Consider the following 24336-nt stretch of genomic DNA (forward strand, 5'->3'; position numbering starts at 1 on the left):
GCACTATCGATGGTTCGGCGTCTGTTGCTTGATCAGATGTGGAATATCTATCCAATCCCGGAGTTAGCGATGACGTTTGACGACAGTTTCACACTCACGATAGCCGGCGAAGCCGTGACTACTCCCTTGCAAGTGGATGTCATCAATCCTGCCACAGGCAACGTCTTTGCCACCGCCCCGGCGGCCGACGGGGCACTGCTCGATCGCGCCGTTGCCGCTGCCCGTAATGTCTTTCCGCAGTGGCGCGACACGCCACTGGAAGAGCGTCGACAGGCGTTGCTGATGCTGGCTGATGCGATCGAGGACCAGGCGGGCGAATTCGGTGCTTTGTTCACCCGCGAACAAGGCCGTCCCCTCGCGCTTGCCACCCGCGAGATCTTCGCTGGCGCCACCTGGCTGCGCGCGGTCGCGCGTCAGGATGTCGCCATCGATGTCGTAGAGGATAGCGCCGCCCGCCGCGTCGAGGTGCATCATGTGCCGCTCGGCGTCGTGGCGGCCATCGTTCCCTGGAACTTTCCGTTCCTCCTGACGATCTGGAAGATAGCGCCTGCGCTGCTGACCGGGAATACTGTCGTGCTCAAACCCTCTCCCTACACGCCGCTGTGCGCGCTCAAGCTCGGGGAGTTGGCCAGCACTATCTTGCCTGGCGGCGTCCTGAACGTCCTTTCGGGCGACGACAGCCTGGGACCGTTGATGTCCTCGCATCCGGGTTTTGCGAAAATCTCCTTCACCGGGTCCACTGCCACGGGTAAGCGGGTGATGGAAGCGGCGGCGAAGGACCTTAAGCGTATCACCCTGGAACTGGGCGGAAACGATGCCGCGATCGTATTGCCTGATGCCGACCCTGAGGCGGTAGCCGATGCGATGTTCGCAGGCGCATTCTTCAACAGTGCGCAGGTATGCATCGCGACGAAGCGGCTTTATGTCCATTCCGACATATATGAAGCCGTGCGCGACAAGCTGCACGAACGTCTGCTAGCAGCGGTGGTCGGCGATGGCGCGATCGCTGGCGTCACCCACGGCCCGTTACAGAATCTGGCGCAGTATCGCCGGGTGAACAAGCTTATCGACGATGCGGAAGCGGCTGGATTGACCCTTTTGCGCGGCAGCGCCGTGCCCGAAGGGGAAGGCTATTTCATCCCCCTTACCCTGGTCGACAACCCGCCCGAAGATGCTGCAGTCGTATGCGAGGAGGCATTCGGGCCGGTGCTGCCGATAATGCGGTTTACCGACATTGATGACGTGATCGCCCGGGCGAACGACAGCGAATATGGATTGGCTGGTTCGATCTGGTCCAAGGATATCCATCAGGCAGTGGCCATTGCCAAGCGCCTCGACACCGGGTCGATCTGGATCAACCAGAACCGGCAGGTGGCGCCGCATGTGCCATTTTCCGGTTTCAAACAGTCGGGCTTTGGCGTCGAGAATGGCCGCGAAGGTATGCTCGAATTTACGCAGACCAAATCTATCTACATCCCGAAATAGCGGCTTGGCGGCGAGGCGACGTCGCGCGCCCAGCATGAATGTCGGTCCTAAAAATAGAGGAGGTCGAAGTGACGAGCGAGCAGTCATTGGAAACTTTGCTGGACAAGCAGGCGATCCACGAAAATCTCATGCGATATTGCCGTGCCGTTGACCGAATGGATCTCGATCTCATGAAGTCGACCTATTGGGCCGATGGTACGGACGATCATGGTCGCTTCGTTGGGAACGCGCATGATTGGTGCGATGAAGCTGTCAGGGCCAAGGGAAAGCTGATCAGCAGCAATCATCATGTTTCCAACGTCTATACCGAAGTGGACGGCGACTTCGCGAGACGCGAAAGCATGTTCTTGGTCGTTACGACATATAAGCAGCATGGCTCAGCGATGTTTCTTGGCGGGCGATACCGCGACCTTTGCGAAAAACGGGATGGCAGTTGGAAAGTGCTGCATCGCGTGTGCGTGTGGGACTGGAACCGGGAGATAAAGGCCGATGCCGGGTGGCACCTGATGAGTGCGCCCGAACTGTCCAACTGGGGGCAATTCTTCCCGAACGACCCCATCCACCAGGATTGGCACGCAAGCCCCCGGACGAATGCGGCGGCTTCAGGCCGCCTCGATGTATCCGTCACCGGCTCGGATGCCCCATAACAATAGGAGTAAAATATGAGTGTTGAAGTTTGGGCGTCGCTAGTATCGGATGGCAGCAGTCAGGAGCCACGAGGCATCGCCCGTCGTGCCCAGCGTCTTGAGGCAGACGGATGGGATGGCGGCGTTCTCGCTGACTCGCAGACCCTGGCTGCCGATGCCTATACGGTACTGACATGGTGTGCCGCCGCGACGAAGACGCTGAAACTGGGAACGGGGACGAGCAATCCGGCCACACGGCATCCATCCGTGCTGGCGAGTGCTGCGGCTTCTATCCAAGTAGCGTCTGAAGGCCGAATGACGCTCAGTATCGGTCGCGGCGATTCGTCCCTGGCCTATATCGGCGCGCCGCCGGTGCCGCTCAAATATTTCGAACGCGCCCTTGCAACCATCCAGACCTATCTTCGCGGGGAAGAGGTTCTTAAGGAAGATGCTGCGAGTTTCCTCGGCGGATTGGCTACCAGTTTTGACAATTTGGCCATCGGCTCCGCGCCTGAAACAAGCCGCCTCAAATGGCTGCCGGCGGATTTTATCAAGCCTGATCTGGAAGTGGTTGCCACTGGTCCCAAGGTGATCGCCATTGCCGCCCGGCATGCTGACCGCATCGCCCTTGCCGTAGGTGGCGATGTCGAGCGCCTTGCCTGGGGCATGGCATCGGCGAGAGAGGAAATGGAGAAGGTGGGGCGCGATCCGTCATCCGCGAAATTTGCCGCGATCGTTCCCTTCTATCCGCATACCGACGTAGATTTTGCGCGACAGTTGGCACAGGGCATGGTGGCATCGATGAGCCGCTTCTCGATCATGAACAAGAAGGTGGTCGGCCCCGTATCGGAGAATGAGCGGGCCAATCTGGAGCGGGTCGCCAGTTCGTACGACATGAAGAACCATGGCGCGAATGTCAGCAAGCAGACCCAGGCGCTGGATCCGGAATTCATCGACAAGTTCGGCTTGGTCGGCGACCCGCAGCGATGTGTCGAACGACTGCTGGAAATATCGGAACTTGGGATCGACAAACTGATCCTGTGGACAGCGGATTCCAATGGGCGACCAGGGGAAAGCTATAAATTTGCTGTGGAGGATGTTCTTCCGAAAATCAGGTGATCGGTCTGGCGGGTCCTTGAGCACGCCGTGACTTGGATATATTGCCAGAGATGACCTCGCTAATTCCAGAAAGTCTAACACTCCAGCCGTATTTTCGGCTGGAGTGTTAGACTATTAAACGTGATTTATCATCCTGCCACGGGAGATCCGCGGGCGACGGAATGGTTTTGTGGTCTCCGGCTTTTGATCAATCCAGTTTTACACTCGGATCGCGCCGATCGCCACATAGTTTGATAATCATCAAACTTATACTTGACGAACCTCAAAGATAAGATAGTTTTTTAATCATCCTAAGACCCACAAGACCGCATCACGCGGCGAGGGCTTTTGATAGGGGGAGGATTGAGAATGTTCGTTTGCACGAAATTTTTTTCGCATATGGGGCTACTGTGCACAGGTAGCACCTTGGCCCTTGGCCTTGCCGCTCCTGCGGCAGCTGCTCAACCGGATTTGGCGCAGAAAGCGAGCGACCCGGCGGCTGGCTCGACCGATGAGAGCGGGTCTGAGAACATCATAGTCACCGCGCGCCGGCGAGAAGAGTCGCTGCAAAATGTGCCCGTCGCGATCACCGCGTTCAGCGGCGAAGCGCTGCGGGAAAAGAACCTTGTGAGCACGGCTGATCTTCCGTTTCAGACCGCGGGCATGACGACCCGACCTTCCCAACTCAATCGTGAGGCATCCGACTTCTTCATTCGCGGTCAGGGCGTCACGCTGGGCACGGCTGCTTCGGTCGTCACCTACTTTGCAGAGGTCCCCAACTTCCCGTCCACGGTTGGGGGAACTGTCGATTTCTACGACATCAGATCGGTACAGGTTCTCAAAGGTCCACAAGGAACCCTGTTTGGCCGGAGCACGACAGGTGGCGCCGTGCTTGTGGAGCCTGTACGTCCAGGTCCCGAATTTGGCGGCTTTGTCGAAGCAAAGATGGGAAATTACGAATATCGCGAGATCACGGGCGCCCTCAACATACCAATCATTGCTGATACCATCATGTTGCGCGTGGCTGGCCGCATTTCGCGCCGCGACGGTTTCACCACCAGCACTACGACCGGGCAGAAATTGGATTCTCGACACCGCGACTATTATCGTATCGGGCTGCTGGTGAAGCCCACCGACTGGCTGAGCAACTATACCTTATTCTATGGCAGATCCGCCGACGAGACCCCAACTTCGACCCAAATCATCGACTTCAACCCTTCCTTGGGCAATTTCAACACCAGCGCCACTGGGGCAGGCCGCGCTGCGGTGACCGGCTTGTGCGGCGCAATTTCCGCGCCAGCGGTGGTGGCCGGCTGCATCTCGACCCGCCTCGCGCGGCTCGACGAAGCGCGCAACCTTACCGAATCTGAATTTAATCGGATCAAATCGGGTGGAGACCAGGCCGTTCGTTCGCGACCCACCAGTTTCCGCCAATACTCGCGGGGAACCGATCAGGTTCTTCAGAACACAACGACCGTGGACTTTGGCAAAACGCCGCTCGGTGATCTTACTTTCAAAAATATCTTTGCGACGCCGCGCAGCATTCGCGTCGGACAGTTGGCGGAGTAGCGGAACACTTCATCGTCGCTGTCATCTCATGGACCCGAAGGATCGGTTCAAGGTGCGGCATGGCAAGATGCGTCTGCAGGTTTGCAAGATGTCTGTGCCAAAATGGATGTGACGATCATCGAAGGCGTGCTTTCGTGCGATCACCTTCCCATGTTCGTCGAGATCCGTGCACGTTTGTGCGAGCGACCTCGTGCGCAGGACCAAAGGGCGGTCATCGCCTGAAATCCAGCAGGCGTTCGAGTATATCCGCAAGCGCTACTGGGGCCGATGCTTCATGTGCATCGGCTTTGTGTCTCTGCTGCCCCCGAGGAGCACAGCCGTGCATATGACCGCGACCGTTTGTACACGGACGGGGATAGGTGCTTCCCTGCTGTCAGAAGGAAATGGCCCTCCTGAGGCAGGAAATGGTTTTCCAAGGCTGTGGCTGCAGCCCAGCATAGCGGCTTGCTGCAACACTGTATTTCGTTGAAGAGGAGAGGGTTCGCTGTGTCGGGGAGCCAAATGCGATGTCCAATTGGGCCGGAAGGTAGGAATGACTGCTGTTTCTTATGTTCAATTATGCGAAGCAGGCGCGTAGCTTGCGGCTTCGGGCGAACAAAAGCGGCTTGGATTCAATGACCGAAAAGAGGCATATGACAGTTAAACCACTACGTCGCTCACAGGCCCAGCGTCGTGAAGAATCGCGGGCACGGATTCTTGATGCTGCAATGCAACTTGTCATTGAACATGGGTTCGACCGCTTCTCTTTGCAGGATATCGGCAAGAAGGCCCATTGCAGCCATGAACTGGTCAATTTCTATTTTGGAAACAAAGACGGATTGCTTAACGCTCTGGCTACACATATCATTGGCACGATCTCTATCGAACTGCAATCTCTTGACGGTCAGTTCAACGGGTTTGAAAATTTCGCACGACAAATTCGATATATAGCGACCGTGGCTGACAGGGGCGGCGCGACTTTCACTGCCTATATGCGTATCGCAGGGGAGGCTGCCTTCCGCGAACCTGTTGCACAACTGTATAGGGACCGTCGAGGTCAAACCGTCGGAATATTTCGTGATTCTATCGTTGCGGGGCAGGCCAGCGGGGACATTCGCCGCAGTGTCGATGCGGATCAGGTGGCAGAGGTCGCGTACGACTTCGTGCGAGGTCATGTCGACCGGCAACTTCTTGACCGTAACAACATGTCTCATACCAGCTTCAATTTTGTGGTCGATGGCTTTATCGAGTTGCTTCGGACGCAACTTGCGGTCCGGAGGCGCATTGACAAGCGAACTGGCGCTCAACAAGTCGAGCAGTGAACAATGAGCGACCACAAATGAGGCCGACTCTGCTTTTTCCAGGCATCTATGGGTTCATCGGCTCGATTAACAGCAGAGTTCAACGTGTCAACGCGTGATGAAATTGCCAGGTCGTCGTTCGGCGACAGCGCGTAGGCCCTCCTTGTAGTCAGCAGTGGGAAACAACTTCTCCTGTTCCTTGGCTTCATGTGCCATGCGATCGGTAACCGAGGCGGCCAGTCCGGCCCGTAGCGTCGCCCGGGTCGCGATGACGGCAAGTGGAGCGTTCTCAGCGATCTCTCTCGCCAACGCGAGTGCACAATCACGCAGTTCTTCCGGTCCGACGAGGCTGTCAATCAGGCCGATGCGTAGGGCCTCTTCAGCGCCTATGCGTCGGCCAGTGCACAGCAACATTGCGGCATTCTGTTGGCCCACCACAAGCGGGAGCGTGTGTGTCAGGCCAAAGCCCGGATGAATACCAAGTTTGACAAAATTTGCTGAGAAACGCGCGGCGGTCGTAGCGATACGAAAATCGGCAAACAGCGCCAGACCAAGGCCCGCGCCGATCGCGGCGCCTTGTACTGCGGCGACGACCGGCTTGCGACCGGCGAACAAACGGGACGCTGCAGCATAAAAGCGTCTGGCGGTGTCGCCACTGCCCTCGTCGCGAGAGAAATCAGCTCCGGCGCAGAAGGATTTTCCCTGACTGGCCAATATGATGCAACGAACATCGAGTTCCGCGTCCAGCCGCTCGATGCAATCCGCGAGTTCCGTCAATATTGTCGCATCGACGAAATTATGCGGTGGCCTGGATAACTCCACCACCGCAACGTGCCCGTCCACTGTGACTGAAATTTCTTGCGTCATGCTGGACATAGCTAAACTCTCCTACCTCCCGGTCTGGTTGCGCCGGGGTTCCGTTGCCCAACGGTCAGGACATCGGCGCACATAGTGCCGCGATTCTCGTCATATCAAAAGTCGTTGCCGCTTTCGATTTAAGCTGATAAAACTTGCTGAGTGTCAAGTTAATTTGAGTCGAGCACGCGCTTGAGCGGGCCGGTAATGAGAGGAGTTTCCATGTTCGATCTGCTTATTCGCAATGCGACCATCATCGACGGCACGGGCTCGCCGGGCTTCGGCGGAAATGTTGGGGTCAGGGATGGAAAAATCGTCTATATAGGGTCGCAAGAAGAGCAGGCGACGAGCGTTATCGATGCCGCCGGGCGTCTCCTCACGCCAGGCTTCATCGACACCCACACCCATTACGATGCACAGATTACCTGGGATCCTTGGCTGCGGCCCCATACGCGCCATGGTGTGACCACCTATATCTGCGGCAATTGCGGTTTCGCGCTTTCGCCCTTGTCGGCAGGATCGCTCGACTATCTCGTGCCGATGCTCGCCAAGGTGGAAGGTATTCCGCATGAAACGCTGATCCACGGGGCCAAGATCGACTGGTCCAGCACGGGTGAGATGCTCAAGAGCTTCGATGGCCAGGTCGGCGTCAATGTCGGCTTCATGACCGGCCATTCTACTCTTCGTGTCAATGTAATGCGGGATCGTGCTCATGACGAGCAGGCGACGCGCGAAGATATCGATGCGATGAAAGCGCAACTGCGCCAGTCGCTGAGTGACGGTGCCATGGGCTTTTCGTCGAGCCACATCGAAACCCATGTCGACCATGAGGGCGAAGACGTACCGTCGCTCCATTCACCGCATGAAGAATTGCTGGAACTCATGTCCGTGGTGAAGGACTACGAAGGGACCATGGTTGGCTATGTGCTGACCGGCTACAAGCCTGACGAGACTGCGATGCGCAAGATGGCCGAGGTGAGCCTGGCTGCTAACCGGCCTTATGCATGGCCTTTGCTCGTACCCGGCCTTCATGCAGAGGACATGATGGACGCCAAGATGGCGGCAACCGACGCCGCACGCGAAATGGGTGGAGAACTGCGCGTGCAGGCGCCCTCATGCCCCGTGGGTGTTTACATCAATTTCAAGAACGGCCTGGGCTTCGACATGTTTCCAGGCGTATGGAAGGACGTCTACCGCAAGGATCATGCGGGCCGGGTAGCCGCGTTTGCGGATCCCGAGATGCGCAAGCAGCTGGAAGAAGATGCGGGCAAACTACCCCCGGGGGCGAACGGCCAGTATCGCGCCAAGTTCGAAAATTATGATGTGCAGACCGTCAAGTCCGAGCAGTATCAGAAATATGCCGGTCGCAGCATGGGCGATATCGCCAAGGAGGAAGGGCGTAGCGCTTTCCAGATCATTCTCGACATGGTCGTTGCCGATGACCTTGAAACCGTATTTGTGCCACGCGATCCGGCGGTCGATGAGCTGGCAATCTGGAAGGATATCGTGCGGTGCATGCGCGACAGTCGGACGCTGTGGGGCGGCGACGACGGCGGCGCACATCTCGACGTTCTGGAGGCCTATTCGCACAGCACGCGCTTCATCCAATCTGCCGTCAAGCAATATGGGCTGATGCCGATCGAGGAGGCGGTCCATAATTTCACCCAGGTGCCGGCGCTGTTCATTGGCCTTCGTGATCGTGGAACCATCGCCGTTGGCAACCACGCAGACCTCGTGCTGATGGATCTCGACAAGGTTCAGATCACCCCGGTTGAATTCCGCGCGGACTTCCCCGCCAATGGTGAGCGACTATATACAGGTGCCGAGGGCATTGATTATGTGATCGTCAATGGCACGCCGATCATTGCCGAGGGCGAATATACCTGGGCCAAGCCGGGCCAGGTGCTGCGCGCCGGTAAGGACAGCTACACCGTCGACATTCGGCAGGGCGCCAAGATTACGGAAGCGCCCCTTCTCCAGGCGGCTGGCTGAGCGGACGTCGCTTTCTTCGCGACCATCATGGAAAGACAGTTGATGAAAGCCATTCGCGTCACCAAGCCGGGCCGGTATGAAGATCTGGAACTGATCGAGGAGCCGACGCCCGAGCTTGGGCGGCGCGATGTGCTTATCCGCGTCCGCGCTGCGTCTCTCAATTACCGCGACACGATCATCGCAAAGGGTAGCTACCCCGGACCGCTCGCCCATCGCGTGGTGCCGGTTTCCGACGGTGCCGGCGATGTGGTCGCGGTGGGTTCCGGGGTTACGCGCGTCAAGGTTGGGGACCGCGTCACCGCCAACTGCATCTGCGACTGGATCGGCGGTCCTAACATTGCCGAATATCGTGGCAATAGCATCGGCACGACGATCAACGGGATGCTTGCGGAATATATCTGTGTAGAAGAACGAGCCGTCATCATCCTTCCAGATAGTCTGACGTATCAAGAGGCGGCCTCGCTGCCTTGCGCGGCTGTTTCGGCCTGGTCTGCTCTGCATGTCGCCGCACCGCTTGCGCCGGGGCAGACCGTCCTGATCCAGGGAACCGGCGGGGTCGCGCTATTTGGCCTTCAGATCGCGCGTATGTTCAACGCACGCGTGATTGCGCTGACTTCGTCTGAAGAAAAAGCGGAAAAGCTGAAGGCGATGGGTGCCGCTGCCGTCATCAACTATCGCGAGACGCCCGATTGGGAGCACCCCGTGCTCGACCTCACCGACGGCAAGGGTGTCGACAAGATCATCGAGATCGGTGGTTCAGGAACGATCAATCACTCGGTGGCCTGCGCTCGCGCCGGGGGCGAGATCGGGCTGGTCGGCTACGTCACGGGTACAGAAGGTGGCGTTTCGCCGATTGCCATGCAGATGCGATCGGTGAATATCAAGCCGATCTCGATCGGTCCGCGTCTCTCGTTCGAAGCCTTGCTCGCCGCGATGCATGCCACCGGCACGCGCCCGGTGATCGATTCCGTGTTCCCCTTCCTCGAAGTCCGCGATGCGCTTCGTCATCTTGAAAGCGGTGCGCAGGTCGGAAAAATTATTATCGACATGGCGCAATCATAAGAAAGCCGGGAATTCATTTCCGGATACGAAAAGAGGATCACCCACATGACCATGCCGGACGGCGCTACACTGCATCCGGGCTATACCGTGCCGGATGATTATGGCTGGCTCACGCCGCGCGCCGGGTTTGAGGTCGATCCTGACAGCCTTGCCGACCTGCCGGTCCCCGAACGCAATGCCATCGCGATCCTCTCATCTTATGAACCGGAAGGGCGGGGAAGGTTGGGCGCCTATGTGATACCGATATTTTTCGACCCTGCTTATGGGCGCCTCACCCTCGCCGAGCGGGAATTTATCGGCGTCGTCGTTTCAGCAGTCAACCATTGCATAACTTGCCTGATCGTCCACACGCATCTGTTGGGCCGGTATATCGGCGATCACGGGCGCGCACGACGGATCGGCATCAATTACCGCCAGGTCACGCTTTCTGCGCGCGAGCGGGCAATCGCCGACTTCTGCGTGAACCTGACCAGCCATCCCAGCCATCAAGAGCAGGCGGACATGCAGCTGCTGCGCGATGCCGGGCTGGACGATGAAACGATTTATTATGTCGTGGAACTCGCTGGACTGTTCAACATGACGAACCGCACGACGGCTGCCTACGGGATGCGGCCTGACGATGATTTCATGCGCGCAACCGCGCCGACGAGCGAGTGAAATGGAAGACACGCAGACCTCGGTTATCGTTGAACGACAGGAACATCTTCTGATCGTTACGATCAATCGCCCCGATGCCCGCAATGCGGTCAATGCGGCAGTACATACGGGCCTGGGCAAGGCACTGGAACTGGCGGAAAATGATCCCGACATACGTGTCGTCGTGCTGACCGGGGCAGGGGACAAGGCGTTTTGCGCCGGTACGGATCTCAAAGCCATGGCGCGGGGCGAAAGTAACTGGCCTGACGATCGCGAACAGAAAAGCTGGGGCTGGGCGGGCGTCGTCCGCCATCCGATCGGCAAGCCGATCATCGCGGCGGTAAACGGCTTCGCGCTGGGGGGCGGCACCGAACTGGCGTTGGCTTGTGACCTGGTGATCGCGGCAGACCATGCCGAGTTCGGCCTGCCCGAAGTCAAGCGCGGGATCTTCGCCGCGGCAGGCGGCGCATTTCGTTTGGCCCAGCAGCTGCCACCGAAGCTTGCGATGGAGTTACTTTTGACCGGCGATAGCTTTACAGCGGCGCGCGCGCTGGAGCTAGGCTTTGCCAACCGTGTCGTACCGCTGGCAGAACTCATGCCCACGGCGCTGACGATCGCGCGAAAGATTGCCGCCAATGCACCCCTTGCGGTGCAGGCGAGCAAACGGATCGCCAGGGGTATCGCTGAGGGGAAGATCGCCTCCGACGCCGATTTCTGGGCCGCGAACAAGCAGGAGGGATCGTTCGTCATGCGATCGGCTGACGCCCGCGAAGGCCCCCGCGCCTTCGCCGAAAAAAGGCGACCAGATTGGCAAGGCCAGTAAAACGGGTTGGACGGCTCCATAGTGCACATGACTTAGCGAAGATCGGCATGATGAATATCTTGAACTCTACGGCATTGAAGGCGCTGCTCGATGGTCCGCTGGACGAACTGCTCACTGCGGCACGGGAGCGGCGGGACGGCGCTCACCCGCGGTTGCAGACCTATTCCCCCAAGATATTCATACCCCTGACTCAGCTGTGCCGGAACCTGTGCCACTATTGCACATTCTCCCAGCCGCCGCGTCCCGGTGAAGCGGCCTATCTTACCCGTGAGGAAGTCCTTTCAATCGCGCGCGCAGGCAAGGTTGCGGGCTGTACCGAGGCGCTCTTCACGCTCGGCGACAAACCGGAACTTCGCTTCCAGGCGGCTCGCGACGAGTTGGCGCGGCTGGGCCATGCCACCACGATATCCTATCTGGTCGAAATGTGCCGGGCAGTGTCCGAAGAAGTCGGCCTGCTGCCGCACGTCAACGCCGGCGTCATGGATCGTGAGGAGATGCTTGCTCTTCGGGGGGTATCGGTCAGCCAGGGCCTGATGCTCGAATCCGTATCTGAACGCCTCTGCGACAAGGGTGGGGCGCATTATCGTTCGCCCGACAAGCTGCCCGCTGCCCGGATCGGTACGATCCGTCTCGCCGGGGAATTGCATGTGCCGTTTACGAGCGGCATCCTGATCGGCATCGGCGAGACGAGGGCTGAACGCATCGAGGCGTTGCTGACGCTGCGGGATCTGCACGAGCAATATGGTCATATCCAAGAAGTGATCATCCAGAATTTTCGCGCCAAACCTAGAACGGTCATGGCGGGAAGCCCCGAGCCGACGATGGAAGATCTGCTGTGGACCATCGCGGCCGCGCGGCTGATCATGCCGGACGAGGTTTCGATCCAGGCCCCACCGAACCTGTCGGCTGACGCGTTTCCCGAGTTGCTCTCAGCCGGGATCAACGACTGGGGCGGCGTGTCCCCCGTTACGCCCGATCATGTGAACCCGGAGGCACCTTGGCCGGAGATCGAACGCTTGGCAACCGCAACCGCCGCAGAAGATTTGATCCTGGTTCCTCGCTTGCCAGCCTATCCCGCTTGGGGGCTTGGCGGGCTGGACCGCTGGCAGACACCCGCAATGGCGAAGCTCATTCGCGCGTCGGCTGACGCCAGCGGGTGGGCGCGCGGGGATCGATGGGCGCCCGGCCTGGCAAGCGAACCAAGCCTCCTGCCACCTCGACTGAAAACCGTCACACCGGTAATCGTAGATATTGTAGCCCGGTCGGTTGTGGGAGAAGCGCTGAGCGAAACGGAGATCGTCCGCCTGCTTGAAGCGCGCGACATCGATATGGACTATATATGCCGCGCGGCGGACCACCTGCGGAGCGCAACATGCGGTGACACGGTCACTTATGTCGTCAATCGCAACATCAACTATACCAATATCTGTAACTATAAATGTGGATTTTGCGCCTTTTCAAAGGGTGACAAGGCGGAACAGCTGCGCGGCAAGCCCTACGATCTGGATATTGCAGAGGTCGTACGGCGAACGCGGGAAGCCTGGGACCGTGGCGCGACCGAGGTGTGCCTGCAAGGCGGCATCCACCCTCATTATACAGGTCATACCTATCTCGCGCTCGCTCGCGCCGTGCGAGAGGCGGTTCCTGACATACACATCCACGCCTTCTCTCCGCTGGAGGTTACGCAGGGCGCCGCGACGCTGGGCCTTTCGATCGACGACTATCTCATGATGTTGAAGGGGGCGGGGCTGGATACGCTCCCGGGCACGGCCGCCGAGATTTTGGATGATGAGGTTCGCGCGATAATCTGCCCGGACAAAATCAATACGTCCGATTGGCTTGCGGTGGGCAGGGCCTCGCATCGCAAAGGTTTCCGAACCACGGCGACCATGATGTTCGGCCATGTCGAAACGCTGCGACATTGTGCGCGGCATCTGATCGCGATCCGCGATCTGCAGGCGGAGACTGGTGGCTTTACCGAGTTCGTCCCATTGCCTTTCGTGCATATGGAAGCGCCAATGGCCCTGAAGGGCCTCACCAGGCTCGGTCCGACGTTCCGCGAGGTTGTACTGATGCACGCCGTTGCCCGGCTGGCGCTTAATCCACATTTTGGCAATATCCAGGCCAGTTGGGTCAAGCTGGGTAAAGCCGGCGTCAGCGCATGTCTCAAGGCCGGCGTCAACGATCTGGGCGGGACGCTGATGAATGAAAGCATTTCGCGCGCGGCCGGCACGCAGCATGGGCAGGAACTGCCGCCGCGCGAGATGGAGGCGCTCATTACCGCATTGGGGAGAATTCCCCGCCAGCGCACGACATCCTACGGCAAGGTCAATGCTGAGACCCATCTTCGCGGGGTGAAGCCTTCCCCGCTCGCACCCATCGTCCTGACGCCTCCGGTCAAGCGGAAGGCCATTTCAACAAAACAAATGGAGAGCATATAACGTGGCACAAGATAAGAAGAGCATCGCGATTCTGGGTGGAACGGGAGCCGAGGGTGGAGGTCTGGCGCTTCGCTGGGCGCACAAGGGATATGAGGTCATTATCGGCGGTCGGTCGGCTGAACGGGCCAACGCCGCGGCCGATGAGATAAACGCACGGCTCGGCACGCAAATGGCGAGAGGCGCGGCGAACGCGGAAGCGGCCGCCGCTGCCGATATTGTCGTGCTTGCGGTTCCCTATGCCGCCCAGAAATCGACGATCGAGGATGTTCGCGCCGGCCTGCTTGGTAAAATTCTCATCGATGTGACCGTGCCGCTGGTGCCGCCCAAGGTGAGCCGGGTGCAACTGCCCGAAGGCGGTTCGGCGGTGGAGGCGGTCCAGATCCTGCTTGGCAGCGAGGTGCGCGTCGTGTCGGCATTCCAGAATATTTCCGCCCATCATCTGACCCATCTGGACGCTGAACTCGATTGCGACGTCCTCGTCAGTGCGGACGATGCATCGGCAGCGGACGAAGTCGTTGCCCTGGCGCAGGCGATCGGACTGCGCGCGTGGAATGCTGGCGTGCTGGCGAACTCCGTAGTGGCCGAAGCGCTTACATCCGTACTGATCGCGCTCAACCGCCGCTACAAGGTTCCGGCTGCCGGGATACGGATCACGGGCGTTCCTGTGTAATCGTTACTAGGTTACTGTGGAATGAGGCGCAAATAGTCTGCCACTCATTCCCCGATGGAGGGCAGATTTCCGGGCTGTTTTTCAGCCCTTTGCTTTCGATCGCGCACCAGCCATGCCGCATAGGCATAATGTGCGGCAGCCCACAGCATGACGACCGACGTGAGTACCAGCGCATCACTGGTCGCTGTGGCAAGTGAATTGGAGCAGGCGTGGGCCAGCATCTCGGCACTGCCGGCTGGCGCGCGCCCCCCCGGACAACTGGTGACGAAGCTACCGGGCATATCTGCGGGGAAATAGCCCGCCGCCCGAAAGTCTATAATGTAGCCGGTGATCAGTGGCCCCATGCCCCCCACCAGGCCAATGATCATGAATACGAGTGCTGACGCCGTAGCGCGCATGCGTGGGGTCACCATTTCATGGATCATGCCGAATGTCGGCCCGACATACAACATTTTCAGTGCGGCGGCTGGCGCGATGAATGCGGCGGCCAACAGGATCGTCGGCTGCTGGAATCCGATGATGAACAGCGGCGCGGCCACAGCCATGCCGGCGGCGGGAACGATGCCGAACCGTGCCATGCCGAGCGGACGGAGCCGGTCGCAGATCATTCCGCCGAATATGCTGCCGATCGTACCAAATATGCCCATCGTGACGCCATACATAAGACCGGCGTCACCAAAGCCCAGACCGTACCGGCGGATGAAATAGGGCGCGGAGAATTGGGCAAAAGCGTAGCTTGCGACGAGCACCAACGCCGCCGCAATGACCATGTGGCGACTTTGCGGCTGGCCCAGAACGATCCTGCATACGGACATCAGGCTCGGTACCGGCTCGCTGCTTTTGCCGATGCTGCTTGACGGACCGCGAAACGGGTCACGAAAGAGTAGAAGGCATATAAGAGCGAGGACGACGCCGACCGCTCCAAGGGTCCAGAAGGCCTCGCGCCAGCCCAGACGCTGCACGATCTGACCACCTGCAACCGCACCGACGATGCCGCCAACGCTTACGAAACTCATGAGGATCGCGATGGCGGTGGTCCTGCGGTCGCTACTGAAATAATCCGCGACCAGCGATTGGGAACTGGGGGAACAGCCTGCCTCGCCGACACCCACGCCTGCGCGCGCCAGAAACAGGTGCATGAAGTTGCGAGCGGCTCCGCAAAATATCGTCATGAGCGACCAGAAAAACAGACAGGCGGTGAGCAGTCGCCAGCGATCAACCCGCTCGGCGATCCGGGCGATTGGAATCGCCATTGTGCTGTAGAGGACCGTGAATGCGAGGCCCCCCAGCCATCCGAGCTGGGTATCTGTCAGTTGCAGGCTGACTTTCACCGCTTCGCCAGCGACCGACATGATCACCCGGTCGGCCTGACTGAGCATCATAATCAGGCAAAGCACGCTCAATATTACGGCATTGCTATGTTTGGGTGGGCCCGCGCCGTCTTCAAAATCTTGCTTGGTAGACGCTGTTTCATGCATGAGCCCGGTTTCCGATATGCTATGATGGCTGCATTTCTTGGGTTGGCTGAAAGCTGTGCTTCCATCGGGGGTCATGCGGTCAAAAGCCGAAGGTGATCCCGATACGCCATCGTCTGGTTGCCCCGCATCCCGGCGAGCTGGCTGCCCGATGCTGCCCGCAGCATGAAGAGCACGTCCCAGAAGGCGAGGTCCTCATATCGTTTTCCTGTTCGCTGCTCATACAGGTCCAGAAAACGGTCGCGCTCGCGCTGCTGCACCGACGGGCTGGAGCCAAAGAACTTGACCAACGCCCCGCAATAAAAGGCTACATCCCAGGCAGGGTCCGTCAGCTTGGCCAGTTCCCAGTCTAGAACCGCGACGACCGAGTTGCCCTCGAAACGATAATTGGAGATGTTCGGGTCGCCATGCACCAATGCTATGCGTGAACGCGAAGGCAAACGCTCTTCAAGCCAGGCGATCGCGCGAAGAACGAGAGGGTCGTCGCCGACCCCGCGCCCTTGCACGATCTGGATCATATGGTGCAACGCATCCCGCGCGCAATTTTCCGAGGAGGGGACATCGAGTATCTGGTCCAGACCGTTTGCTCGCCAGTCGAGTTGATGGATCGAGGCCAGCACGTCGATATAGGATGCGAGCTTCGCGTCACGCTGCGGATCGTCGAGCGGAAAGAAACGCGGCCCGGTCTCTCCCCCCACGCAGCGCATCGCAAGGAAGGGCTCGTCCAGCAGTTGGGCATCCAGTTCCAGCCATAATGGTTCGGGTGCGGGTATCGCGGTAGGCGCAAGCGCGCTTAGCAAAGCGAACTCGTCTGCGATCTGCATGTCGAAAGGCGAGGCCACGCCCTCCTTCGATGATCGCCGGAGAACGAAGGGAAATGGCTCACCTTTGACCGTGCAATCGATGCGCCAGGTCTCGTTGGAATAGCCGCCAGCAAGCTTGGTCACGCCTGTGATGAGGACGGAAGATCCCAGACGCGCGCCCAGCCAGTCGGGCAGGCGTTGCAGTAGTATTGGCGCGAGACCAGGGACAGCATCGCTCATACCTAACGCCGCCTGGCAAACATGGCGGTGATGATCACGCCATAACCGACGTTGCCTTCATGCGTGAACCGGGCGAGCATCGGCCCGTTCATATAGCCGTGCTCCTGGCGAAACGCGGCATCGGACATATCGAAACTCTCTCCCTCGACATGCAAAGCAAGGCGCTTGCGCCCATAATATCCTTTGAAATACCCATTTCCCTCGGGCGACCGCTGAACATAGGGCGTTGCCTGCAGCTGGGTCAGTCCGCCAATCTGGTCGGTGAGCGTGAGCGTTACAGATACCGCGTCGCCATTCTCACCACGCTCGATGCGCGGCTCTGCCCAATTGCAAAAAACCGTGCCGGGGCCGTCGCTGTTTGTCGACATAATCGCCCCGTCGGCGATGAGCAGTTCGCCATGCATGCCGGTCCAGAACCATCCATGGAGCGTGTAGTCGGTAAATTCGGCCGAAATCCATGCCCGGCGCGTCTTGTCCTCGCGTGGAGCCGGTTTCGCGACTTCGCCGACAGGTGCGTGGGTCTTGGGGTCGATCACCTGATTGGGGAACGCCCCGCGCACGCCCCAGGAACGGTCGCGTGATCCGATCAGTCCTGCATCGAACCGCGTTCCACCGATCTCCACCCAGCCTTGGTACGACCCGCTCTGCATCACATGCATCTGGTGATGTTCAACCATGTTGTTGCGCCTGATGAACACAGGCCGGAACTCAAATGCGGGGGTACGGGATCGGAATGTCACATCGCAGTGCACACCAAAGCCGTTGTCATCGGTCCAAATGCGCCAGACACGCATCGGTTCGACAACTTCGATATGCAGCGGCCCGATGTTCAGATTGCCGCGATCATGAAGAAGAGGCCGCGCGACCCGCATATTATACTGTTTGTCGCCATGAACACCGCAGACCCAGCCATCGATCATGTCGCGGTTGGGAAACACGCCGAAGCCGATCTGGAACAGGAAATCAGTGCCTGCGGCGTGAATGTTGAATAGACCTCGATCCTGAAATCTTGGATCGCCGGTAGCAACATGGTCCAAAGTGTCGATGGTCTGGTGGATCAGATAGTCGTCGAACGGAGTCAGCATCGTGATATGGCCTGTTCAGTCGGTTTTGCGTCTTGCATGCTAAGCGGGGGGCAATTGGCGCCTTATCCGCCGAACCGGTAAGTCGCGCGCAGCATCACCTGTCGGCCGCGGCTGACATAGGCTTGGGTGTCGGCAAACGTGCCGGCCAGCCCACCAGGCGCTGTGCCCGTGCCAACGACGCCGGAACTGCGCAAGAACGTGTATTGGTTGGTAAGGTTCTTCCCCTGGATGGCGAACTCCCATCGCCTGGAGCTGTCGCGGAAACTCATCGTCGCATCCACAAGCGCATAACTGTCCTGCACCCCACCTGGATTGCCTGTCGGGTCGGTGTCCATCGAGCTGAGATAGGAAATGTTAGACGTAAGCCCGACCTGTGCGCCGCTGGCGAGGTCGATATTGTAGGACAACCCGCCATTGATCGACCATCTTGGTGAACGGGACAGCCGCTGACCAGAGCGATCCTGCAACGAATAGGTGCCGTTCGCGGCCCGCGCGCCAAAATTGCAGCCTTGCCCCTGTGTTTGGCCGCGATAGCAGGCGACGATATACTCGTCGAATACGCCGCGGGCGTAGGCTACTGCGCCGTTGAGCGACAATCCCTCGATTGGCGTGCGGAAATCGGCGGTAAATTCGACACCATCGGTGGAAACGCGACCGGCATTCTGCGTGCTTAAAATGCCGCCGACATTGGTGGAAATTTGCAGGCCCTTGAGATTGTAGGTGTAAGCGGTGAGATCGACCCTCAAGCGGCGATCGAACAAGAGCGCTTTCACCCCGCCTTCGAACCCGGAGACCGTCTGCTGGTCATACCGGACATCGCTATTGGCGATCCGGACGCCCGGAGCATCGAAGCCGCCCGACAGGAAGCCTTCCTTATATGACCCGAAAATGGTGGTTGATCCGTTGGGACGGTATGCGATCGTCGCTTCCGGCGAGAAATTCTTCCAACTCGCGCGGGTGACGGCCAATTTCTGATTAACAGGCGGAAAGCCGGTCTTTACGTCCGCAAGGTGTTTGCGCTCATAAGAATAGCGACCACCGCCGCTCAATTCCAATCCTTCGAACGGGGTGAGGATGACCTGTCCGAAACCAGAATATGCCTTGCCCTTTTGAATTAGGTCCCATGAAGATCCGGGGGCCAGGGCCACGGCGCCACTATATGTCTGGGTCAGGCTGTGGATGTCGCTGTCGGAAAGGTGCGTGCCGACCACGAAGTTGAAGAATGAATCGAAGCTGCTCTGCAGACGAATTTCTTGTGATCGCTCCAGGAAATCGAGTTCGATCGCTGCAGGCCTGATGCCGGCGGGGTTAGCGGTCGCTGCGGTGTTGTCGTTCATCCGCGACTTGAGGTCGTAAACTCCTGTGATTGAGGACAGTGTAAGGTGATCCGTGACGTTCCATGACAGGTTCAGACTGTAAAGCCCCTGTGTCTGTCGTAGGAACGGCTGACCATCCCCGAAACGCGTATTCACCGCGTTGGCAAATGGTCCGGGCGTACCAAAATAGGTCTTATCGTCGGCCTTGCAGGCGATCGGATCGCCCAGCTGGGACTTTCCGGTCGGGCAATCGACCAGCTGACTGTTGTCGAGTGGGCCGTTGGTGCGGAGCGATGAATAATTTGCCCGGAGGACAGCTGTTAATGTCGTGCTAGGCTCATATTTCACCGTTCCGCGAACAGCATATTCCTTTGCCTTCCCAACATCTCGATTGGACGGCGCATATATGTTCGCCGGATCGATCAGGTTTTCAGCAAATCCTTTGAGATGGGATGCGTAGACGGCCACTCTTGCCCCGATTTCCTGGGTGATAGGACCGGAGATGAAGCCCTCGGCGGTGAATTCTGACCCATAGGGTTCGTAGCCGGCGCTGATCTTGGATTGCAGCGTAGAGGTAGGCTCCGCCCCGGCGATCGAGATCACGCCAGCGGGGCTGTTCTTGCCGAAGAAGAGCGCCTGGGGACCCTTGAGGACTTCAACCTGGGCCAAATCCATCATGGCGAGGCGGCGCACGACAGAACGCGACACCTGCACACCGTCGATATTGAACGATACGGCCTGATCGGCTGTAGGATTGCTTTCAGATCCCGAGATGCCGCGGATGGCGACGATCCCCTGCTGTGAGCCGCCGCCCTCGCCGGACAAGAGATTGGGTGCGAGCTTGTTGAGTCCGTCGATTGTATTGATGCCCAGCTGATTGAGCCGTTCGCCGCTGACTGCGGTCATCACCACAGGCACTGAGATAGACGTCTCAGCGCGCTTGCGCGCCGTCACAATAATATCTTCTTCACCGATATTTGTGGAGGCCTGCTCCTTCGCGGCGACTGGCGTGGTGTCGTCCTGGACCGGCGTACTAAAGGAGGCAGGGGTGGCTTTGACCGGCAGCGGCTTATTCAATTTTACAATGGCGATAGCGCCCGAGGCGTCTCTTGTCGCGTCGAAGCCACTACCGACCAGCAGCGTCCTCAATGCCGCCTGCACGGACATCGTGCCCCTAAGGCCAGCTGTACGGATGCCGCCCATCTGATCAGCCCGAAAAACAATCTGGATGCCGGACTGGCGCGCAAATGTGGAGATTGCTGCGCTGAGGTCGCCTGCTGGAATTTGGAAACTTTTTGTCTGCGCGACCGCAGGCGTGGCGAGGGCTACAAGGCAGGTACTGGCTACGAGCGCCGTCGCTATGGATTTAGGCAAGTACATTTTGATCCTCTCCCCGAGACAATTTTTTGTCTTTCAATGGGAAGAGTGCTGGAGGCGCAAACCCCCTACGTTATTTTTGCGAAATTTTTATCTCCGCGTCACTCTCCTCGATGCGCAAGCCGTATGCGTCGCACATCAGGCGTGAAAATCCTTCGACATTTCCGGTCTTGAACGCGCCGTCGATTCTGATTGCGGCGACCCTGGCATCGGCAATCACCAGTTTCTTGTCGTTGTAGCGATTGAATTCCCGCGCAGCCTCATCCAGCGGCGCATGACTGAATATTATCATGCCGCTCCGCCACCCAAGCATCGCCTCTACCCCTGCAAGATCGTTGCTATGCACATAGGATGCGCTGCGCTCGGAAATCGCCCAGCCGCCCCGCTTTAGCTTCAGCGTGCTCCCCACAGCACTGTTGGCCAGTCCCAGTTGCACTTCGCCTTCCAGCACCGCAGTTCTGATCGTGCCTCGATCCTTGCGGATCGCAAATTTGGTTCCCAGATCGACGACCTCATAACGGCCGACCAGCACCTTGAAAGGCCGCGTGGCATCATGGGAGACATCGAAATAGGCTTCCCCCTGGTCGAGCAGGACCAGCCTGCTTTGCCTGGTCATGGCGACACGGACACTGCTTCTTGCGTCCAGTTCTATCCGAGTCCCGTCCTCGAAGGACAGAATCATCGGTTGGTCAGTGCTTGCAAATTGTCGATAGTTGGACGCCTCTGGTTCCCGCAGTACCAAGAATGCCGCCAGCAACAATAGTAAAGACGCTGCAATGGCCGCAGCTCCGCGAAGCGAAGCGAACGTCCTGATGAGGCGCATGGCCATAGGCGGTGGCAGCGGCGCAGCGTCGATGGCTCGTATCCGATCGGCGGATTTCCAGCCGTATTCCAGCCTCCAGAAGACCGCTTTATGGCGATCCGACTTATCTAGCCATGCTTGAAACTGGGCCTCTTCCGTTGGCGACCATCCGGCTTCTTCGCGGGCTAGGAGAAAGAGCGCGGCGCGCTGTTCGATCTGTTCAGTCACGGTCACCCCCCTTCACTAGATGCGTGACGTTGTATCGCTTGTCCCGTCGTATTCGGCCCTTGCCTCCCAGCATAAAGTCGACAAGTGCGCGCATGCCAAACGTTAGCTGACGTTCAACAGCGGCGACGCTGACGCCGAGTCGCTCTGCGACCTCGGTCGTCGTCAGCCCCTCTACTTTTCGCAACCGCACCATTTCCCGGCAGCGGGGCGGCAGGTGATCCATGGCTTCAATCACGCGGCCCAGTTCTTCCCTTGCCGTCGCATGTCTCTCGGGCGTCAGATAATCGTGATCGCTTGTTACCTGCTCCATATCGGCAAAAAAATCGAAAGAGACGATCTTGTCGCGTTTCGCGCGTGAAATAAGAAGATTTCGGGCTACCGCAAACACATAAGCCTGGCCGTTTTGCGGGATTTCCTGCCTCGCGCCAGTCAATGTTCTTTCATACACGTCTTGCAGCATGTCGTTGATTTCGCTTCGATTCTTCCATCTGGCTCCAAAAAAGCCGAGCAATTGCGCTTCCATCGGCAAAACGACCGCGATGAACCACGTCTTGATCCGCTCCTCGTTCATCGCTCTCCCTTTGAGAATTAAGACATGCGAACGTCAAAATACCCTACGCTCAATATTTATCTTGCCGGGGCGGCCCTTGATGTATCCAGCGCATCGAGGGATTTTCGGGCCGTCGCGCTTGATGATAGTTAGCCGAGCCTGCTGCAAACGATAAGGTAAGGGTGTCTCCATTCGCTACCTTTATGATCGTGGGCAGATCGGGATGTGGGACCCGTCTTGCCGCCGCGACAAAAAAATGAACGGCAATCGTCGGAAATCGCGTTGTCATGTATCTTATACCCGTCGACTAGGCGTCTCTTGAGGATGAAGCATGTGGTAGGGTGCCGCAGCGATATCATCGCATGGGTCGGGAGCAATATCGTTCCCTACGAAGGGGATCTGCGTGCTTGGCTTCGTCGCAGGGCGTTGCCTGCTCAGGATATCGATGACATCGTCCATGACGCCTATTTATGCATCGCTCAATTGTCTGATGTGAAGCATATCATGAATGGTCGCGCTTACCTCTTCACCACAGCGCGGTCCGTTATGCTTCGACGCATTCGTCGCGATCGCATCGTTCGCATAGAGAGCATGACCGAAGTTGAAGCCATGAGATTGCAGGATACCGATCCGGGTCCCGAACGGCAGGCGAGCGCCCGACAGGAACTGGCGCGCGTTCAGCGCCTGATTGCCGCGCTTCCTGACCGTTGCCGTGAAATTTTCCAACTCCGGCGCATTGAAGGCGTGCCTCAGCGCCAAATTGCCGAACGTATGGGACTAGCTGAACATATTGTGGAGGCGCAGGCAGTTCGCGGGTTGAAGCTCATTATGAAGGCCATCGCACAAGAAGAGGGGAACCTGGACCGACTGCAAGGAATACGACATGAGCAAATCCGACCTAGGCGGCAAGATGATTGAGGATTACGCAGCGCGATGGGCTACCACGCTCGACTTCGGAGTTTTGTCTGCGGAAGATGAAGCGACACTCAGCGATTGGTTGGCCGAAAACCCGCTCCATGTTGGTGCGCTCCTGCGCGCCCAAGCAACGCTTGCCTATCTGGATCGCGGACGAGCCCTTGCATCCGAGTTGGAGTCGTCGGACAAGCCGAGTTTGGCAGAAGCTGTCGCCATTCCCAGCCGTCGGCACTTTCTTCAGTTGTCGACCGGCGCTGCCGCGCTGGCGGCGGGCTTTAGCGCGATATTTGTTCTGCCTCGCCTTGGTGGCAACCAAATCCAGACAGACATTGGCGAAGTCCGCCGAGTGCCGCTGGCGGACGGATCTGTTGCGGTTCTCAATACGGCCAGCCGCCTGGCAGTCGCGTTGCAGCCGGGCCAACGCACCATTGCGCTTGAGCAAGGAGAAGCCTGGTTTCAGGTTGCACATGACAAGTCGCGTCCCTTTGTGGTGGAAGCCGGAACCGTACGTGTGCGCGCCGTCGGGACGGCCTTCGCGGTACGCCGACGCGGGGAGGGGGCCGATGTGCTCGTCACGGAAGGCGTCGTCGAAACCTGGATAGATGGACAGGAAGGAAGTCGGCGTCGCCTCGGCGCGGGCGCTCGGTCTTATGTCGCTGCGACCAACGATACCGTAGGTTCGGGCGCTGACGAGGAGGTGTCACCCGATGTGGAGCGGGCACTGGCGTGGCGTGGCGGCGAAATCGTCCTTGATGGCGAGACGGTCGAATATGCGGTGGCCGAACTCAACCGCTATAATCGTCAACATATTGTCATCGGTGACGCATCCATCGGACAGGAGCGTCTGGTTGGCTATTTCCGAACCGGAGACCCAGGAAAGTTTGTCGCAGCGGTCGCTGATATGACCGGTGCGCGTGTCGTTCGTAAGGACGGCGAAATTCTACTTACGCGATAACCCGGCTGACAGCGGGTGGCGCGTAAACGATCACGCCCAGTACAGACCGCAGA

At 58.7% G+C, this 24336-nt stretch carries 20 protein-coding genes; 13 read left to right on the forward strand and 7 right to left on the reverse strand.

The features are described from left to right. The first annotated feature begins 69 nt into the window (after window positions 1–69). The 5 genes from ACODR8_RS14325 (at window position 70) to ACODR8_RS14345 (ending at window position 6079) form a co-directional block, all read left to right on the forward strand. Complete coding sequence (locus tag ACODR8_RS14325; protein ID WP_489007873.1) at window positions 70–1485, forward strand: aldehyde dehydrogenase family protein; 1416 nt, start codon at window positions 70–72, stop codon at window positions 1483–1485. 68 nt (window positions 1486–1553) lie between these two features. Then, window positions 1554–2132, forward strand: coding sequence for a nuclear transport factor 2 family protein (locus ACODR8_RS14330; RefSeq protein WP_489007874.1), 579 nt, complete (start codon window positions 1554–1556; stop codon window positions 2130–2132). 15 nt (window positions 2133–2147) lie between these two features. Next, window positions 2148–3230 (forward strand): LLM class flavin-dependent oxidoreductase, encoded by a 1083-nt coding sequence (locus ACODR8_RS14335; protein ID WP_489007875.1) that lies wholly within the window; start codon window positions 2148–2150, stop codon window positions 3228–3230. Window positions 3231–3635: 405 nt separating this feature from the next. Further along, window positions 3636–4778, forward strand: coding sequence for a TonB-dependent receptor plug domain-containing protein (locus tag ACODR8_RS14340; protein ID WP_489007876.1), 1143 nt, complete (start codon window positions 3636–3638; stop codon window positions 4776–4778). A gap of 614 nt (window positions 4779–5392) precedes the next feature. Further along, window positions 5393–6079, forward strand: a complete 687-nt coding sequence (locus ACODR8_RS14345) for a TetR/AcrR family transcriptional regulator (RefSeq protein ID WP_489007877.1) — start codon at window positions 5393–5395, stop codon at window positions 6077–6079. An 87-nt stretch (window positions 6080–6166) separates the two neighbouring features. Here ACODR8_RS14345 and ACODR8_RS14350 read toward each other — a convergent pair whose 3' ends face one another. After that, entirely contained in the window at window positions 6167–6934 is a 768-nt protein-coding gene (locus tag ACODR8_RS14350) for an enoyl-CoA hydratase/isomerase family protein (RefSeq protein ID WP_489007878.1), read from the reverse strand. Between the two features lie 201 nt (window positions 6935–7135). On the opposite strand from ACODR8_RS14350, the gene ACODR8_RS14355 reads away from it, so the two are divergent. The 6 genes from ACODR8_RS14355 to npdG are packed head-to-tail and all read left to right on the forward strand — an operon-like array spanning window position 7136 to window position 14537. After that, on the forward strand, window positions 7136–8905 hold the full coding sequence (locus tag ACODR8_RS14355) for an N-acyl-D-amino-acid deacylase family protein (protein WP_489007879.1): 1770 nt from the start codon (window positions 7136–7138) through the stop codon (window positions 8903–8905). 27 nt (window positions 8906–8932) lie between these two features. Beyond that, window positions 8933–9967 carry a zinc-dependent alcohol dehydrogenase family protein gene (locus ACODR8_RS14360; protein ID WP_489007880.1) on the forward strand — a complete coding sequence of 345 codons (1035 nt, stop codon included), beginning with the start codon at window positions 8933–8935 and terminating at the stop codon, window positions 9965–9967. Window positions 9968–10012: 45 nt separating this feature from the next. Continuing rightward, window positions 10013–10624: a peroxidase-related enzyme gene (locus ACODR8_RS14365; protein WP_489007881.1), complete on the forward strand. Its 612-nt coding sequence runs from the start codon at window positions 10013–10015 to the stop codon at window positions 10622–10624. 1 nt (window position 10625) lies between these two features. Beyond that, on the forward strand, window positions 10626–11426 hold the full coding sequence (locus tag ACODR8_RS14370) for a crotonase/enoyl-CoA hydratase family protein (protein WP_489007882.1): 801 nt from the start codon (window positions 10626–10628) through the stop codon (window positions 11424–11426). 47 nt (window positions 11427–11473) lie between these two features. Then, window positions 11474–13867, forward strand: coding sequence for a 5-amino-6-(D-ribitylamino)uracil--L-tyrosine 4-hydroxyphenyl transferase CofH (gene cofH, locus ACODR8_RS14375; protein WP_489007883.1), 2394 nt, complete (start codon window positions 11474–11476; stop codon window positions 13865–13867). A 1-nt stretch (window position 13868) separates the two neighbouring features. Beyond that, entirely contained in the window at window positions 13869–14537 is a 669-nt protein-coding gene (gene npdG / locus ACODR8_RS14380) for an NADPH-dependent F420 reductase (RefSeq protein WP_489007884.1), read from the forward strand. Window positions 14538–14581: 44 nt separating this feature from the next. Here npdG and ACODR8_RS14385 read toward each other — a convergent pair whose 3' ends face one another. The 6 genes from ACODR8_RS14385 to ACODR8_RS14410 form a co-directional block, all read right to left on the reverse strand. Then, on the reverse strand, window positions 14582–16015 hold the full coding sequence (locus ACODR8_RS14385; RefSeq protein ID WP_489007885.1) for a spinster family MFS transporter: 1434 nt from the start codon (window positions 16013–16015) through the stop codon (window positions 14582–14584). 71 nt (window positions 16016–16086) lie between these two features. Continuing rightward, window positions 16087–17055 (reverse strand): phosphotransferase family protein, encoded by a 969-nt coding sequence (locus ACODR8_RS14390; protein ID WP_489007886.1) that lies wholly within the window; start codon window positions 17053–17055, stop codon window positions 16087–16089. 2 nt (window positions 17056–17057) lie between these two features. Further along, the gene (locus ACODR8_RS14395; RefSeq protein WP_489007887.1) at window positions 17058–18140 is read right to left on the reverse strand and encodes an Rv3169 family protein; all 1083 of its coding nucleotides are present in this window, start codon (window positions 18138–18140) and stop codon (window positions 17058–17060) included. A gap of 62 nt (window positions 18141–18202) precedes the next feature. Continuing rightward, window positions 18203–20836, reverse strand: coding sequence for a TonB-dependent receptor (locus ACODR8_RS14400; protein ID WP_489007888.1), 2634 nt, complete (start codon window positions 20834–20836; stop codon window positions 18203–18205). Between the two features lie 70 nt (window positions 20837–20906). Further along, window positions 20907–21863: a FecR family protein gene (locus ACODR8_RS14405; protein WP_489007889.1), complete on the reverse strand. Its 957-nt coding sequence runs from the start codon at window positions 21861–21863 to the stop codon at window positions 20907–20909. Further along, complete coding sequence (locus ACODR8_RS14410) at window positions 21856–22434, reverse strand: RNA polymerase sigma factor (protein ID WP_489007890.1); 579 nt, start codon at window positions 22432–22434, stop codon at window positions 21856–21858. The genes ACODR8_RS14405 and ACODR8_RS14410 overlap by 8 nt, the downstream gene beginning before the upstream one ends. 303 nt (window positions 22435–22737) lie before the next feature. Between ACODR8_RS14410 and ACODR8_RS14415 the strand changes: the two genes are divergently transcribed. Continuing rightward, window positions 22738–23331 carry an RNA polymerase sigma factor gene (locus ACODR8_RS14415; protein WP_489007891.1) on the forward strand — a complete coding sequence of 198 codons (594 nt, stop codon included), beginning with the start codon at window positions 22738–22740 and terminating at the stop codon, window positions 23329–23331. Continuing rightward, entirely contained in the window at window positions 23297–24283 is a 987-nt protein-coding gene (locus ACODR8_RS14420) for a FecR family protein (protein ID WP_489007892.1), read from the forward strand. The genes ACODR8_RS14415 and ACODR8_RS14420 overlap by 35 nt, the downstream gene beginning before the upstream one ends. Window positions 24284–24336: the final 53 nt, after the last annotated feature.

This window comes from Sphingobium sp. FG58, from assembly GCF_057809055.1.

Coding starts and splice junctions, on each gene's coding strand:
- ACODR8_RS14325 (WP_489007873.1), top strand. CDS start 70: ATGACGTTTGACGACAGTTTCACACTCACGATAGCCGGCGAAGCCGTG.
- ACODR8_RS14335 (WP_489007875.1), top strand. CDS start 2,148: ATGAGTGTTGAAGTTTGGGCGTCGCTAGTATCGGATGGCAGCAGTCAG.
- ACODR8_RS14345 (WP_489007877.1), top strand. CDS start 5,393: ATGACCGAAAAGAGGCATATGACAGTTAAACCACTACGTCGCTCACAG.
- ACODR8_RS14350 (WP_489007878.1), bottom strand. CDS start 6,934: ATGTCCAGCATGACGCAAGAAATTTCAGTCACAGTGGACGGGCACGTT.
- ACODR8_RS14355 (WP_489007879.1), top strand. CDS start 7,136: ATGTTCGATCTGCTTATTCGCAATGCGACCATCATCGACGGCACGGGC.
- ACODR8_RS14360 (WP_489007880.1), top strand. CDS start 8,933: ATGGAAAGACAGTTGATGAAAGCCATTCGCGTCACCAAGCCGGGCCGG.
- ACODR8_RS14365 (WP_489007881.1), top strand. CDS start 10,013: ATGACCATGCCGGACGGCGCTACACTGCATCCGGGCTATACCGTGCCG.
- ACODR8_RS14370 (WP_489007882.1), top strand. CDS start 10,626: ATGGAAGACACGCAGACCTCGGTTATCGTTGAACGACAGGAACATCTT.
- cofH (WP_489007883.1), top strand. CDS start 11,474: ATGATGAATATCTTGAACTCTACGGCATTGAAGGCGCTGCTCGATGGT.
- ACODR8_RS14385 (WP_489007885.1), bottom strand. CDS start 16,015: ATGCATGAAACAGCGTCTACCAAGCAAGATTTTGAAGACGGCGCGGGC.
- ACODR8_RS14390 (WP_489007886.1), bottom strand. CDS start 17,055: ATGAGCGATGCTGTCCCTGGTCTCGCGCCAATACTACTGCAACGCCTG.
- ACODR8_RS14395 (WP_489007887.1), bottom strand. CDS start 18,140: ATGCTGACTCCGTTCGACGACTATCTGATCCACCAGACCATCGACACT.
- ACODR8_RS14400 (WP_489007888.1), bottom strand. CDS start 20,836: ATGTACTTGCCTAAATCCATAGCGACGGCGCTCGTAGCCAGTACCTGC.
- ACODR8_RS14410 (WP_489007890.1), bottom strand. CDS start 22,434: ATGAACGAGGAGCGGATCAAGACGTGGTTCATCGCGGTCGTTTTGCCG.
- ACODR8_RS14415 (WP_489007891.1), top strand. CDS start 22,738: ATGAAGCATGTGGTAGGGTGCCGCAGCGATATCATCGCATGGGTCGGG.
- ACODR8_RS14420 (WP_489007892.1), top strand. CDS start 23,297: ATGAGCAAATCCGACCTAGGCGGCAAGATGATTGAGGATTACGCAGCG.